The organism is Photorhabdus thracensis (genome assembly GCF_001010285.1).
GTDB classification, from domain to species: domain Bacteria; phylum Pseudomonadota; class Gammaproteobacteria; order Enterobacterales; family Enterobacteriaceae; genus Photorhabdus; species Photorhabdus temperata.
Window position 1 is genome coordinate 4,111,241 of sequence record NZ_CP011104.1, and the last position, 14,243, is coordinate 4,125,483.

At 43.1% G+C, this 14,243-nt stretch carries 13 protein-coding genes; 5 read left to right on the top strand and 8 right to left on the bottom strand.

Annotated elements, in window-relative coordinates:
* Positions 1-6: 6 nt before the first annotated feature.
* The 3 genes from VY86_RS17880 to VY86_RS17890 form a co-directional block, all read right to left on the bottom strand.
* A complete protein-coding gene (locus VY86_RS17880; protein ID WP_046975953.1) occupies positions 7-501 on the bottom strand; it encodes a hypothetical protein in 495 nt (164 codons plus the stop codon).
* The gene (locus VY86_RS17885; RefSeq protein WP_046975954.1) at positions 498-1,508 is read right to left on the bottom strand and encodes a hypothetical protein; all 1,011 of its coding nucleotides are present in this window, start codon (positions 1,506-1,508) and stop codon (positions 498-500) included. Before VY86_RS17885 ends, VY86_RS17880 begins: the two co-directional genes overlap by 4 nt.
* 579 nt (positions 1,509-2,087) lie before the next feature.
* On the bottom strand, positions 2,088-3,152 hold the full coding sequence (locus VY86_RS17890; RefSeq protein WP_046975955.1) for a radical SAM protein: 1,065 nt from the start codon (positions 3,150-3,152) through the stop codon (positions 2,088-2,090).
* A gap of 539 nt (positions 3,153-3,691) precedes the next feature.
* On the opposite strand from VY86_RS17890, the gene VY86_RS17895 reads away from it, so the two are divergent.
* Entirely contained in the window at positions 3,692-4,144 is a 453-nt protein-coding gene (locus tag VY86_RS17895; RefSeq protein WP_046975956.1) for a DUF441 domain-containing protein, read from the top strand.
* A gap of 5 nt (positions 4,145-4,149) precedes the next feature.
* Positions 4,150-6,201, top strand: a complete 2,052-nt coding sequence (locus tag VY86_RS17900; RefSeq protein ID WP_046975957.1) for a tRNA(Met) cytidine acetyltransferase TmcA — start codon at positions 4,150-4,152, stop codon at positions 6,199-6,201.
* On the opposite strand, the gene VY86_RS17905 is transcribed toward VY86_RS17900, so the two are convergent.
* From VY86_RS17905 to VY86_RS17925, 5 genes are all read right to left on the bottom strand, one after another.
* The gene (locus tag VY86_RS17905; protein WP_036849379.1) at positions 6,152-6,340 is read right to left on the bottom strand and encodes a YpfN family protein; all 189 of its coding nucleotides are present in this window, start codon (positions 6,338-6,340) and stop codon (positions 6,152-6,154) included. The genes VY86_RS17900 and VY86_RS17905 overlap by 50 nt on opposite strands.
* A complete protein-coding gene (locus VY86_RS17910) occupies positions 6,340-7,017 on the bottom strand; it encodes a M15 family metallopeptidase (protein WP_046975958.1) in 678 nt (225 codons plus the stop codon). The genes VY86_RS17905 and VY86_RS17910 overlap by 1 nt, the downstream gene beginning before the upstream one ends.
* Complete coding sequence (gene dapE / locus VY86_RS17915) at positions 7,014-8,141, bottom strand: succinyl-diaminopimelate desuccinylase (RefSeq protein WP_046975959.1); 1,128 nt, start codon at positions 8,139-8,141, stop codon at positions 7,014-7,016. Before dapE ends, VY86_RS17910 begins: the two co-directional genes overlap by 4 nt.
* A gap of 1 nt (position 8,142) precedes the next feature.
* Positions 8,143-8,526 carry an ArsC family reductase gene (locus tag VY86_RS17920; RefSeq protein WP_046975960.1) on the bottom strand — a complete coding sequence of 128 codons (384 nt, stop codon included), beginning with the start codon at positions 8,524-8,526 and terminating at the stop codon, positions 8,143-8,145.
* Positions 8,527-8,717: 191 nt separating this feature from the next.
* On the bottom strand, positions 8,718-9,353 hold the full coding sequence (locus VY86_RS17925; RefSeq protein ID WP_011146941.1) for a response regulator: 636 nt from the start codon (positions 9,351-9,353) through the stop codon (positions 8,718-8,720).
* 576 nt (positions 9,354-9,929) lie between these two features.
* Between VY86_RS17925 and maeB the strand changes: the two genes are divergently transcribed.
* The 3 genes from maeB to VY86_RS17940 all read left to right on the top strand — a co-directional run bounded on the left by maeB (position 9,930) and on the right by VY86_RS17940 (position 14,160).
* On the top strand, positions 9,930-12,209 hold the full coding sequence (gene maeB, locus VY86_RS17930) for an NADP-dependent oxaloacetate-decarboxylating malate dehydrogenase (RefSeq protein ID WP_046975961.1): 2,280 nt from the start codon (positions 9,930-9,932) through the stop codon (positions 12,207-12,209).
* A gap of 112 nt (positions 12,210-12,321) precedes the next feature.
* A complete protein-coding gene (locus VY86_RS17935; protein ID WP_046975962.1) occupies positions 12,322-13,197 on the top strand; it encodes a ChaN family lipoprotein in 876 nt (291 codons plus the stop codon).
* A 153-nt stretch (positions 13,198-13,350) separates the two neighbouring features.
* A complete protein-coding gene (locus VY86_RS17940; protein WP_046975963.1) occupies positions 13,351-14,160 on the top strand; it encodes a TonB family protein in 810 nt (269 codons plus the stop codon).
* Positions 14,161-14,243 lie beyond the last annotated feature (83 nt).

Below are 14,243 nucleotides of genomic sequence, written 5' to 3' on the forward strand. Positions count from 1 at the left end.
TCCACGTTATATTTTATCTCGTAATTCGCCCTTTATTTTTTCGAAAACAGATTCATCTATACATAATCCAATATTGTCTTCCGCACTAAAACATATTAAATGGCGTTTACTTACGCGTAGAATGAAATATTTATTTCGTTTCTTGTGATAATATCCCGACGAGTAATGGATAATATGTATACCATTACTGCGATGAAAATCTTCCAGAGAAACGCCTTCTTCCCGGTGTAATGAGGAAATAGCCCATTCGTGTGAATATACTCCGGACTTCATCAATAATTTCCCTTCCTTGATCACCGCCTTATTTGATAACAGTTGATAGCCTATAAATAAGGCAATGACCACGAAGAGAGTTGTCGTAATACTTGCCGCCAGTTTATTCGGATTACTGCTATTAAGCCAGTATGGTACAGGCAAAAAAACCAGGGCGATCAGGACGAACATGGCGACGTTCATTAATATGACTTTGAAGTCTGGATTCAATCCCACGATATTGCTCATGCTGCTGCCATTCCTAAAGATAATTCGGTAAAAAGATGAATTACTTCTTTACGCTCTTCGCGTGTTGCCGGCAGATTGATATAACCACATTTTTGCGCAGCAAACAGGCAAGCGGTGATTTCCCTGCGGATAGCTTCTGTGACCAGAGTATCCACCATCTTTTGATTGTTATAGAGTCTGGCAAGATGCAGAGAAGCAGTGCCGGTTGAAAGGTCACTGTGATCGATTTTGGGTAAATAATTTGCCATACATACCGTGACAGCTACTTGTACTGCCAGGCTCACATAGGCTGCTACGTTTACTGCCGCCGCTGCATTTACTGCTGCGACGACTCGGGTACCGACAGCCACATTAACCGCAGCAACCACGTTTGCCCCTACGACAAGACGGGCAATTTCGATACTGGTATCGTCTTCACTGTTCAAAGGTTCCAGAATTTCCTTCAACCTGATAAGGGGAGGGCTGTTTGTATCTTGCAGCTGGTAGGATTCGATATGTTCTTTAAAATGTGCAACAAGGCTGGCGTCTTGATTGAGATGGTGGTTGATCCGGCTCCTCAGGCTTGAACCTCTTTCGTTTAAACCATAGGCCTTCAGTCGGGAAAATAATTCTTCATAGTCATTGGTTTTTACTGCATTCATCAAATCCTTATCATAAGTGATGAACAGCAGTAATTCCTCTGCTGAACCGGGGCTAACGATATTTTTGTCTATGCCGAATTCAGCCAGGACTTTCTCCGGTGATTCCCTGTATTTTAATGCTAAGTTGGGCTGTTGTTTTATGGTTTCCCAAAATCGGTTATAGGTGATGATCTCTTCCCAAACTTCAACCGGGAGTTTTGCATTTGACATTGACAGCCTTAACTTATTTTCTTCAACCTCTCCTGGAGAGAGCAATGAACGTGGTACGCCAAAGAGGCGATTGCTATCGGCACTGGCATTAACGGTTGGGATGACACTGCCAATAGCTGCTCCGGCTGCTACGCCAATAAATGTACGTCTTTTCATGATTCGTTCCTTTCTAAGTTGACGGAATTCTTTTTTTACTGGGTGCTATATAGATGAGTGCTAGCCTTTTCTTATTAAATTTCTTCGTTGCTGAAATAATTTCATATAATAATTATCTAACTAATATTTCTTACCAACGATATTTATCGTAAGTGTATATTGTGATTGTTGTAACAATATTTTGATATTATTCCTGATGTTCAGTGGTGAAGCATAGAATAATTCGTCCTCAGCGCTATTAATCGGTGGATGATACTAACTATTAGCTGGATGGTTCCATTTTGCAATATGTTAGCTGATTAAATTTTTATTTTGAGCGTTTAGACTAAATATATCTTATTACAAAATCTGCTTATTTAGAGTCTGCTCACAAAACAGCAGGTGAAAATATTCCTAAAGGAGAATAAAGTATTTCTTTTCCTTGATTACCACCTTATTTAATAAAAATTTGAGAGTCGGTAAATAGTGATCATGGTGATATTGAGTAGTATGACGTTAAAGCCTGAATTCAATTCCGTAGTATTATACGGCCAACGGCTGCTCTCGCCACTATGCTAATAAATGTACGTCGCTGCATTATTACTCCTCAGTTAAGTTAACGGCATTTTTTTCTGCTGAATAGCAGATCAAATCCAGCCTTTCTTTGGCATTAAATTTCTTCATCACTGGAATGATTTCACTATGATAGTTATCTAACAAATTCCGGCGTATTCCTTCGTCTTTATGCAGATGGGCACAGGCTTGGCAGGGGTGAACGATTTTTTCCAGATTAATGTTGCTATCATGCGGGCGATATTTTTTTAGAATTTTGTATGGTCCTTCTGTTCGCAACCATACTTTCATAAAGTCTTCTTCCTGTCCCTTGAAAAGCTGGGATAAATCGCCTCCCTGCAACTGACCCAGTTTCATCTCAGGGATATGCTCTAATGTCAGCCCACAGCAGGCGGAGATTTCACCGTGTGGTGTCAGTACGATATTTTCAAAGACCTGATCGCACCCTTTTGCCAGTTGCTCATCCCGGTTTGGAACGTCTTTTCGTTCTTCACTGGTGTCATAGAACGGCATCCATGTGTTGCGTTGTAAGTTAATTTTATTTTGTTCTTTGAGGTGCTTGATGATCGGATGCTGTGTGATTTGTGTCGCAATGGCAGAATCAGCGGTATCCTGTTCCACGGTAATCAGTGTCGTAATATTTTGCCCGGCTAATGCTTCTGCTGCCGCAACTACGCTGTCGATAGATATCCATTCACTGTGATCTTTCCCGGTGCTGATGTTTATTTCTGTGATACCGGCATCGGTTAAATCTTGGGCGATTTTTTGTGCCTTTTCTCTGTTTTTTCCCCAGTAGCCGTTAGTCACGCAGCGAGTTAATAAGCCATGATCTGAGGCGAAACGAATGGCTTCAATCAGATCTTTACCTAACAGGAAACACTCTCCACCACTGAAGACGACTAACTTTAGCCCCGGGAAATTGGCCTTTGAGTGTGAAATAAATTGTTTAATTTCATCCAGGCTCAGACGCGCTTTCACCGAGGGATTACATTCAAAACAACATTCTTTGCAGGCAGCATTGCAAGTATATGTTGTGATCACTGTGGCAGTGTTCGGATATTGTTCCCAATATCCGGTAGGAAAGCATGACATAATTTACTCCCTGTTGGATTAAAGGTCAGACGATATTTACTATTATCAGTATTAATTTATTTTGCAATGAATTGGTTAGTTAAATTTGTATTATTGCGTGTTTAGACTAAGTATGAGTTGTTAAAAAAACACTTATTTAGAACTTGCTCACAAAATAGAGGAGTATTTCTAACGGAGGTAAAGTAAATAGTGAGTGACTATCGCGGAATGGATTGAAATAACTGATTATATCGTTGAAGTATTATATGTTATTTAAGCTGAAAGATTTCTATATAGAAAATGACTGTGGCTATTTTAGTCATACAAGGTGATTTTATTGATGGCATGCAAGACTATTTCTTACAATTTTTTGGCAATAATAGTCCTTTAATCACTCAATTAATTAAAAATATCCATTTGTTGAGAGTGTTTATTTTATAAAGAAAAAATATTCCCATTATAAACTTGTTAATTGTCTGAATTAGTAGGAAAATATAAGTTATTTCTGTGACATAAGGAAAAATTGCCCTAGCCTGATGGGATATAGGGTATTGAAGTTTATGAGCCATCTTGATCCGACTTTACTTGTGCTGCTGGTGTTGGCGGCACTGGGTATCATCAGCCACAACATGACCGTCACTCTTGCAATGTTGCTCTTGCTGGTTATCCGTATAACACCACTAAATCAATTCTTCCCTTGGGTGGAAAAATATGGGCTGACTATCGGTGTATTTATTTTGACTGTGGGGGTGATGGCACCCATTGCCAGTGGGAAAATTACGATACAAGCGGTTCTTCATTCGTTTTTGAATTGGAAATCGTTACTGGCAATAGCAATCGGAGTATTAGTTTCTTGGCTGGGCAGCCGCGGGGTTTCGTTGATGTCTAATCAGCCTTCAACGGTTGCGGGTTTACTGGTGGGAACAGTACTGGGTGTTGCCTTGTTTAAAGGTGTTCCGGTGGGGCCGCTGATTGCTGCCGGGATTTTGTCATTGCTGATTGGTAAATCGTAGTCGTTATGCTGCCGGAACTGAGTGCGATACAAGCGGAAATGCAGCGGCAAGGATTACGTCGTTTACTGGTGTTGAGTGGCGATCATGATTGGTGTTATCAACAGGCTAATGAGCTACAGCAGAGATTTGCTGGTGATTGGTTATGGATCTCTTATCGCAAAGAGAAAGCAGTGCCACCAGCAAAAGCGGTCAGTTTATTAGGTCAGGAATATCTGCACGGAATATTTGATGCCACCGAAGGTTTTAATGCGGAAGCACTGGCGATATTAGCGGGGACATTGAAGGCCGGAAGTTGGTTGGTCATGATGGTTCCATCGTGGTATCAATGGCGTTATCAACCGGATAAGGACAGTATGCGTTGGAATGAACAATTAGACGCAATTCCAACTCCGCACTTTATTCAGCATATTCAGCGGCAACTTATTAACGATCCTCAAGTTTTGCTATGGCGGCAAAATACTTTTCTTCACCTGCCTGAATTGCCACAATACAGCGAGTGGCAATTGCCTGATGGCAATCCGACTGCTAGCCAGCATGCCATTTTAGCGCAACTTTTGCAGGCAAATCAGGGAGTATGGGTAATTACGGCGCCAAGAGGGCGAGGTAAATCGACGCTTGCAGGCATGTTAATGCAACAATGGCTAGGGAATAATTGCTGGCTGACAGCGCCGGCAAAAACAATGACTGAAATTATCAGAGGCTATTCTGGTGAAAAAGGGTATTTCTGGGCAGTAGATAATTTGCTGAAATATTGCAGACAAAATAGCGTATCAGACGTTGATTGGTTGCTTATTGACGAAGCCGCAGCTATTCCAACGCCGCAGTTATTTGAGCTGATCAGCTATTTTCCCCGGGTATTATTAACAACAACTGTGCAGGGATATGAAGGTACAGGGCGGGGATTTTTACTTAAATTTTGTGCTGAAATTCCTGATTGTCATATTTTAAATCTGACAGCGCCTGTACGTTGGGCTGAGAATGATCCTCTGGAGAACTGGCTGGAAAACGCTTTATTGTTTGAGGATGCCGTCCCGGTAAATAATTCTGATCAGGCGATCTGTTATCACATATATCATCAGCAGCAATGGATTAAACAGCCTGAATTGCTGAGACAGTTTTATGGCATATTAACCAGTGCTCATTATAAAACTTCACCTTTGGATTTACGGCGTTTACTTGATGCCAAAGGAATGCAGTTTATCGCAGCGCTTGGAGATAAGACCTTGGCAGGTGCTTTGTGGATGGTTGATGAAGGTGGATTATCGCCTGAGCTGGCACATGAAGTATGGGCAGGCAGGCGTCGCCCCAGAGGAAATCTGGTCGCTCAATCGTTAGCGGCCCACAGTGGTTTACCTCAGGCGGCAGTCTTGAAATCTCAACGGATTAGCCGGGTTGCCGTACAGGCTAACAATCGCAGACAGGGTATTGCTCAGGGAATGATCGCGTTTCAGTGGGCAAGGGCAAAAGGACAGGGAATAGATTTTATTTCTGTCAGCTTTGGTTATACCGCTGAACTGTGGGCATTATGGCAAAAATGTGGTTTCCAACTGGTCCGTATGGGAACCCATTTGGAAGCCAGTAGCGGTTGTTATACCGCAATGGCGATTTTTCCACTGAGTCAACTGGGGATGGCACTTTGTATTCAGGCACAACAACAGTTTGCCCGTGATGCATATTGGTTGGAGTCACAGATTGGGTTCTGCTTGCCTGTGGATTACCAAATTGACCGCCATCTCAATCAGAGTGATTGGCAAGAGCTTGCAGGTTTTGCATTTGCTCACCGGCCATTTTCTGCTTCATTACCGGCTTTGCAACGATTGTTATTGAACAGTGATTTGCCGTTGCCCGCACTGAGAAATCATCTCCAGCAGGAGATGAGTATTGAGCAGTGTGTCACTGTGTTGAAGTTAAGCGGATATAAGGCATTAACATTACTCTGGCGGCAAGAAGCTGCACAAGCGTTGGCAAGTCTCGACAAGAAATTGGCTAGGCATTGGCAAGAATGGACTACGGCTTTTTCTGAGGCCAGTCGTCCTTATCATCCCATTTGTCATTAAAATCCCGGTGAGGAGGGAGCTCGGGTTTATTATCCAGAAATTTTTTGACGTCCAGGCGGCGTAATTCTTTAATTGCATTGAGAAGAACGCCAACCAATAGAACTAAAATAATCCACCAATAATCAGCTAACCATTGCATTAGGTTATCTCCTGCGCAGTACTGAGATAGTTCTCAAATAGATAGGGCAAGTTAGCCGATAACCAGTCAATACCTGCGATATCATGCTGTTGCCATACATCCAGTAGCATCTGTTTAGTCAGCAATTTTTCCAATTGTCCGGATAGTGGCCGGTAACTGATATGCCACGGTTCATAAGCGACGCCATCACGGTTACCGACAAAAGGGCGATAAAAACCGAAATGGGCTATATTCTCTGTCAACCAATGTGTCAGCGGTTCAAAGTAACCACCATTTTCATATTCCCAGGGTTCCAGCTGTAATTTCTGGTTTTCCGGCAGCATCGTTGGAGCATAAATATCCAGCTCAGTTCCCCAATGATGGCGGCTGGCGCCGGGCAGGGCAGACCAGCGGAGAATAGCCTGACAAAGTTCTCCTTCTGTTAATTGGGTGATATCTATGGGTTGGCTGTTTTCGTCCAATACCGGGCGTTCGCCGCGGAATTTGCCATTCCAGATAGCCTGTTGACGCTGGAAATCGCGGAATGTGCTGGCAGGTTGCAGATTAATTCCCGCATTTGCTGCTGCTTGCTGCATGGAAAGAAAAGATTTGACTGCTTCTGGTTGTAATCGGTGATTGCCAGAGAGAGAAATCAAGTGCCCGGTAGCCAGGCCAGTTAACATATTTGCGGTTATCACTGGATGAGTTGCTCCATAACGCGCTGATAAATCCGGCTGAGTTGTTGCAGATCTGCGGCACTGACGGATTCATTAACTTTATGAATTGTTGAGTTGAGTGGCCCCAGTTCGATAATCTGAGCGCCCATCTGAGCAATAAACCGCCCATCGGATGTGCCGCCACTGGTAGATAATTCAGGTTTATAGCCACAATAATGGTCTATTGCCTGTACGACGGCACTGACTAACTCGCCTTTGGCAGTCAGGAAAGGCTGGCCGGGCAATATCCATTCAATCGTGTAATTCAGCTCGTGATTTTTCAGGATTGTCTCAACCCGTTCACGGATTTGGCTATCGCTCAGTTCCGTACTGAAACGGAAATTGAATTGAACCTGCAAATTCCCCGGGATCACGTTATGACTGCCTGTTCCAGCATGAATATTGGCAATTTGCATACTGGTTGCCGGAAAAAACGCATTTCCTTCATCCCACTGGGTATTGACCAGCTCTTGCAAAGCCGGCAGGGCCCGGTGGATTGGATTATCAGCTAAATGCGGATAGGCAACGTGGCCTTGGATACCCTGTATTGTCAGATTAGCCGTCAGGGAACCGCGCCGGCCATTTTTCACCATATCGCCAAGATGGTGCTGACTGGACGGTTCACCAATTAGACAATAATCCAGCCGTTCGTTACGGGACATCAAAGCTTCAACCACTTTAACTGTGCCGTGGGTGGCTTTTGCTTCCTCGTCAGAGGTAATCAGGAAGGCCAGGCGACCACTGTGATTGGGATAATTGGCAACAAAGCGTTCAGCTGCGACAATCATGGCAGCCAGTGAGCCTTTCATATCTGCTGCGCCCCGGCCATATAACATGCCATTACGAATAGTCGGCTCAAAAGGGGGCTGTTCCCATTGAGATTCGTCGCCCGCAGGGACAACATCCGTATGCCCGGCAAAGGCTAACGTCGGGCCTGTGCCACGATAGGCCCAGAAATTGTTTGTGTCGCCGAAAGGCATCCGTTCAATGGTGAAGCCAATGGCTTGCAGACGGGCGATCATAATATCCTGGCAACCTTTATCATCCGGGCTGACAGAGGGGCGTTTTATCAGTTGTTGTGCAAGTTCAATTACAGGACAAGTCATTTCAGAGCGCCTCAGCAAAAAATTGCTGATATTCATCTGTCTTATAACCCAGCAGGCAGTTGCCTTTTGCAGAAATTAACAGTGGACGTTTGATAATAGCCGGTTGTTCCAGCATCAACGCTTTTGCTGCTTCAGCATTATTGATTGTCGCGCGTTGTTGATCACTCAATTTACGCCAAGTTGTACCACGGGTATTAATTAATGGTTCCCAGCCAAGTTTGTCAATAAATGACTGCAAAAGCGTGGCGTTTAATCCGTCAACACGATAATCATGAAACAGGTAGGAGATTTCCTGCTCTTCCAGCCAACGACGGGCTTTTTTTATGGTGTCACAATTCTTAATCCCGTAGAGAGTAAAAACAGGCTGAGAAGATTTATCCGACATAATTAAGAGGCCCTTAAAAAAATTTAAACACCTAAACATAATGCTGGAAAATACCTGTTTTTTCCAGATGATGTCCTGATTTTTATTATCTGGGATATCAAAAGAGGGGAACGCAATCTTATCGGCCTGTCATCATAGCGATAAGAGCCGGCCCCCGGCAACAAACCAAAGAGGGCGGCTCAGGAAAAACATTAAGCTACGCCATTTTTCCTATGTTGCAGATACATAATTGTTGCAGCCAGGCGGGAACGTACGTTTAGTTTTTTTAACAAGTTTCTGATGTGTACTTTCACCGTCTCTTCAGAAATAAAGAGAACATCAGCGACTTCTTTATTGGTCATGCCACTGGAAACTTCTTTTAAGACATCTAACTCACGTTTGGTCAATTCAGATAAAGGATCAACATGTTTATGGCGATTAGCCAGATGTTGATATATTTTTTCACTAAAGACAGTTTGCCCGCGGGCTGCGTGACGAATACTGCTTAATAGCGAATCTAAGTCACTGTCTTTCAGTAAATAGCCATTGGCGCCTGCGTCAATGGCTGCGTAAACATCATTCCGGTCATCTGAAACAGATAATACCAGGACATAAGAGTTGATCCCTTTTCTACGAATAGATTTAATCGTATCCACGCCAGAAAGACCATTCATATTGAGATCTATCATAATGACATCAGGTTTCAGTTTGCATGCAATGTTTATTGCTTCTTCACCATTGTCAGCTTCTGCTGTTACGGTAAGCGCTCGATCGAGCTCTACAATCTGTTTCAAGCCATGGCGAATGAGAGGGTGGTCATCAACTATCATCACTGAATGGTTATACATTTTCCTTCTCCCTAAAAGATTAAAGCCACGAAATGCACGATTAAAGGCAGTAATGAATGGGTCTGCCCTAAATTAAATTACTGTGAAAAAATTTTCTCAAAACCGATTGATTTACAGAATTGATAGCTCTGTAAGTCCAGAAAGCACATCCTGATATAAAAATATAAATAGCGCAAATTAGTTTGATAAGTAAAAAAAGAAGATGAGCAATTTTCACCAAAAACATATAACGTTGATGTAAAAAATAATATTGTAAATCAATTTGTTATAAATCTAATTATTAGATTTGTTTTCTTTTATAAAATTTATTTTAATTGAATTTATATTGAGAGTTTTTATTAGTTATAATTATCATGGTTATTATAACTCAAATAATATTATATAAATTATAATGTTTATTTATTGATGTTCCCATACTCAGTCGGTGGTATTAGATGAATAAATTCGGTCGTGGTTTTTGTGAGCAAAAAAGTGCTGATTTATGGGTAAAATGCTGTCAATGTTATGATTTATCACACAGTACCCATTATACTGCTTCTGCTCTTACTCCAGATACTGTATATAAAGGATCCGACGATGGATGAAAAATTAAAACAGAGTGCATTGGATTTTCACCAGTTTCCACAACCCGGGAAAATCACGATTACACCAACTAAGCCTCTGACAACTCAGCGGGATTTGGCCTTAGCTTATTCACCGGGTGTTGCCGCGCCTTGTCTGGAAATTGCAGAAGATCCATTAGCGGCTTACAAATATACTGCGCGTGGCAATCTTGTGGCTGTAATTTCCAATGGTACTGCGGTCTTAGGATTGGGGAATATTGGTGCACTGGCAGGCAAGCCAGTGATGGAAGGCAAAGGCGTACTGTTTAAAAAGTTCTCAGGTATTGATGTATTTGATATCGAAGTTGATGAGTCTGATCCTGATAAATTAATTGATATTATTGCGGCACTGGAGCCGACTTTTGGGGGAATTAACCTCGAAGATATCAAAGCACCGGAGTGTTTTTATATTGAGAAAAAACTCCGGGAAAAAATGAACATTCCAGTATTCCATGATGACCAGCATGGCACTGCGATTATTTGTACCGCAGCTGTTCTGAATGGTCTGCGGATCATGAAAAAAGAGATTTCAGAAGTTCGTCTGGTGGTTTCTGGTGCCGGTGCTGCATCAATTGCCTGTATGAACTTGCTGGTTGCGCTTGGGTTGAAACGTGAAAATATCGTGGTATGTGACTCTAAAGGGGTTATTTATCGTGGCCGCGATGGAAATATGGAAGAAACTAAAGCAGCCTATGCGATTGAAGACAATAGCAGCCGTACATTAGGTGATGTTATCCCTGGTGCGGATATTTTCCTCGGGTGTTCCGGTCCGGGCGTGTTGACTCAGGACATGGTGAAAACCATGGCGAAAGATCCTCTCATCATGGCGCTGGCAAACCCTGAACCAGAAATTCTGCCGCCATTGGCTAAACAAGTTCGCCCTGACGCTATCATTTGTACCGGTCGCTCTGATTATCCGAATCAGGTTAATAATGTTCTCTGTTTCCCATTCATTTTCCGTGGTGCGCTGGATGTTGGTGCGACAACCATCAATGAAGAGATGAAACTGGCTTGTGTTCACGCTATTGCTGATTTGGCGATGGCAGAGCAGAGTGAAGAAGTGGCTTCTGCTTATAATGATCAGGATCTGTTTTTTGGCCCGGAATATATTATTCCCAAGCCATTTGATCCACGCCTGATTGTTAAAATTGCCCCGGCAGTGGCTAAAGCCGCCATGAATTCCGGCGTGGCAACCCGCCCGATTGAAGACTTTAGCGCGTATATAGAGAAACTGAATGAGTTTGTTTATAAAACAAACTTGTTTATGAAACCTATTTTTTCTCAGGCCAAAAAAGCGGAAAAACGGATTGTTTTGGCCGAAGGGGAAGAAGTGCGTGTATTGCATGCGACGCAAGAGCTGATCTCTCTTGGATTGGCTTATCCGATCCTAATTGGCCGCCCAAGTGTTATCGAAAAACGTATCCAGAAACTGGGGTTGCATATTGAAGCGGGTAAAGATTTTGAGGTTGTCAATAATGAGAACGATCCACGCTTCAAAAAATATTGGCAAGAATATCACCAGATTATGAAACGTCGTGGCGTTTCTGCGGAACAGGCGCGCCGTGCAGTCATTGGTAATCCAACCTTAATTGGGGCGATTATGGTGCTGCGCGGGGAGGCTGATGGCCTGATTTGTGGCACCGTGGGCAGTTACAGTGAACATTATGATGTGGTGAAAAATGTCTTTGGTTTCCGTGATGGGGTTCATACTGCTGGTGCAATGAACGCATTACTCTTGCCAAGTGGTAATACTTTTATCGCTGATACCTATGTCAATAATGATCCAACACCTGAACAACTGGCTGAGATTACCCTCATGGCCGCAGAAAGTGTTCGCCGTTTTGGTATTGAACCAAAAGTTGCATTGCTTTCTCATTCAAGTTTTGGTTCTGCGGATTGCCTTTCAGCCCAGAAAATGCGCCGGACGCTGGAATTGGTCAACAAAATGTCACCTTCACTTGAAATTGATGGTGAAATGCATGGTGATGCAGCGCTGGTTGAAAGTATCCGCCGTGACATCATGCCGGATAGCCCACTGAAAGGAGCGGCGAATTTGTTAATTATGCCAAATATGGAATCTGCTCGTATCAGTTATAACCTGCTGCGCGTAACCAGTTCTGAAGGCGTTACTGTTGGCCCGGTGCTGATGGGCGTGGCAAAACCGGTACACATTCTGACGCCAATTGCTTCTGTACGTCGTATCGTCAATATGGTCGCCTTGGCAGCTGTTGAAGCGCAGACTCATCCATTGTAATACCAATGGGTTAAAACGGCCCCGGTTCCCTGGGGGAAGCTGGGGTCGTTTATTGTAAATAATTCTTATTATCTATATGATGCGGAAAAATATTATATGGATAACGGACGTTATGACATTTCTCTCTGCTGTAAAATCTTTTCTGATTATCTGTGGCTTACTTATCTTATCCGGGTGTGCATCTGTACAACAAAAGTCCACTCCCCAAGTGCTTTCACCCGAACTGACTCAACAAGGGGGGATTGTCGATCTCAAAACAGGCAACGCTCTTACTCCTGATGAATTGATCAACCAATTGGCATCACACCAACGGATTACTGTGGGTGAAAAACACGATAATCCATACCATCATCAGATTGAGCTTTGGCTGGTTCAGCAACTTCGCCTTAAAAGAGAACATGGTGCGGTTTTGCTGGAAATGATTAACCCTGACCAGCAAGAAAAAGTGAATAAAGTTAAAAGTTGGTTGCAAACTAAACCTAGCGTGCGTGAAAGCCGTATAAAAGAGTTGCTGGCATGGCACGATGGCTGGCCGTGGCAGTTGTATGGTGGGTTGGTCATGGAGCTTATGCAGCAGCCTTATCCGTTACTGTCTGCAAACCTGAATCGCAGTGAAGTTAAAGCTGTTTGTTGCAACCCGCCGGTTCTCCAGGGAGATATTTCCGTCTCCAAAGATGTAAAATCGCGGATTGAAGCGACGATTAAAAATGCTCATGGTGGTGAAATAACAGCACGCCAACTATCTGTTATGACAACTATTCAGCAAATGCGGGATCGCCGAATGGCAGAGCAGCTACTTAAAGCTCCAGCACCTGCCACATTGATTGCGGGTGCATACCATGCAACAAAAATAATGGGTGTTCCTTTACATGTTAAAGATTTGTCACCGCAAGAGGATCTGGTGGTGCTGATTCTCGCGGAGAAAGGCAATGTATTGGACGGTCAACATGCAGACTATATCTGGTATACACCAGCCAAAAAACCATAGATATTTTAAGTAAATGATAGTTTTTTCCCGGTAGTTAAAGGGCTTTGGCACATGGATGTGCGCAAGTTAACGATATATATAAAAATAATTTTCATTAGTATATGAAATTAATTATCATTACCAAATGATAATTAAAATTATGCGCTGTAATCCATGTTGACGCTGACAAACCCCATCTTTCAAACAAATCCTGTTAAAAAAGGACTTGCTTTTACTGTTGCTATTGCTGCTCACCTCATTTGGGTTATGTGGATTATCTGTCAGCCAGAAGAAATCCCTGGTGAACTGATGCCCCCTCCGGCAGTAATGATGGAATTTTCATTGCTGACAGAAGCAACACATCAAATACAGAAACAATCTATTGGTATTGAACAGCAACTTTCTGTTGCCAGCCGGCAGCAGGAAAGTGCGGTTAATGAGATGAAAACACCTGAGCTTATTAAAAATGAGCAGGCTCAAATACGGGTGCATAAGCCTAAAAAACAGAAAAAGAACCCGGAAGAGCAGAAGAAAACATCGCAAGTGAAGCGACAGCAGGCAGAGGAAGAGAGTAAAAAGTCTCAGAATAGTGCTGCCAGGGTAAGCAGTACCGCTACGTCGGCTAATTTGACTTCGCGGGTTGCGGCCTCTTATGACAGTGATTCAAATACTGTCATTGATGCGGATGCTTTATGGCGGGCTGAGGTTATCGGGCATTTGAACCGTTATAAACGTTATCCCGAGGATGCACAGAGAAGAAACCGCACTGGCCGGCCTACAGTCAGATTCACCATTAATAAGCAAGGTTATGTAACTAACAGCGATTTAGTCCGTCGTTCAGGTACCCATTCTCTGGACAGGGAAGCGAAGCAAGTTCTGGCGAGAGCGCAGCCATTGCCGATTCCTCCTGATAGCGTTTTAAAAGGCAGTGAAATTACAATAGAACTGCCGATTGATTTTAATTTAACTAATCGAATCTTTTAGCGACTTAAGGACAGCAGATATGTTAAGGCAGCAAGCGCGGTTTGCCCTGAAAACTAAAGGGCTGTTATTAACGTTTTTATTAA

What these genes read in the sequence shown, in the direction of transcription:
- VY86_RS17880 (WP_046975953.1), bottom strand. Translation starts at nt 501, where the DNA reads ATGAGCAATATCGTGGGATTGAATCCAGACTTCAAAGTCATATTAATG.
- VY86_RS17885 (WP_046975954.1), bottom strand. Translation starts at nt 1,508, where the DNA reads ATGAAAAGACGTACATTTATTGGCGTAGCAGCCGGAGCAGCTATTGGC.
- VY86_RS17890 (WP_046975955.1), bottom strand. Translation starts at nt 3,152, where the DNA reads ATGTCATGCTTTCCTACCGGATATTGGGAACAATATCCGAACACTGCC.
- VY86_RS17895 (WP_046975956.1), top strand. Translation starts at nt 3,692, where the DNA reads ATGAGCCATCTTGATCCGACTTTACTTGTGCTGCTGGTGTTGGCGGCA.
- VY86_RS17900 (WP_046975957.1), top strand. Translation starts at nt 4,150, where the DNA reads ATGCTGCCGGAACTGAGTGCGATACAAGCGGAAATGCAGCGGCAAGGA.
- VY86_RS17905 (WP_036849379.1), bottom strand. Translation starts at nt 6,340, where the DNA reads ATGCAATGGTTAGCTGATTATTGGTGGATTATTTTAGTTCTATTGGTT.
- dapE (WP_046975959.1), bottom strand. Translation starts at nt 8,141, where the DNA reads ATGACTTGTCCTGTAATTGAACTTGCACAACAACTGATAAAACGCCCC.
- VY86_RS17920 (WP_046975960.1), bottom strand. Translation starts at nt 8,526, where the DNA reads ATGTCGGATAAATCTTCTCAGCCTGTTTTTACTCTCTACGGGATTAAG.
- VY86_RS17925 (WP_011146941.1), bottom strand. Translation starts at nt 9,353, where the DNA reads ATGTATAACCATTCAGTGATGATAGTTGATGACCACCCTCTCATTCGC.
- maeB (WP_046975961.1), top strand. Translation starts at nt 9,930, where the DNA reads ATGGATGAAAAATTAAAACAGAGTGCATTGGATTTTCACCAGTTTCCA.
- VY86_RS17935 (WP_046975962.1), top strand. Translation starts at nt 12,322, where the DNA reads ATGACATTTCTCTCTGCTGTAAAATCTTTTCTGATTATCTGTGGCTTA.
- VY86_RS17940 (WP_046975963.1), top strand. Translation starts at nt 13,351, where the DNA reads ATGTTGACGCTGACAAACCCCATCTTTCAAACAAATCCTGTTAAAAAA.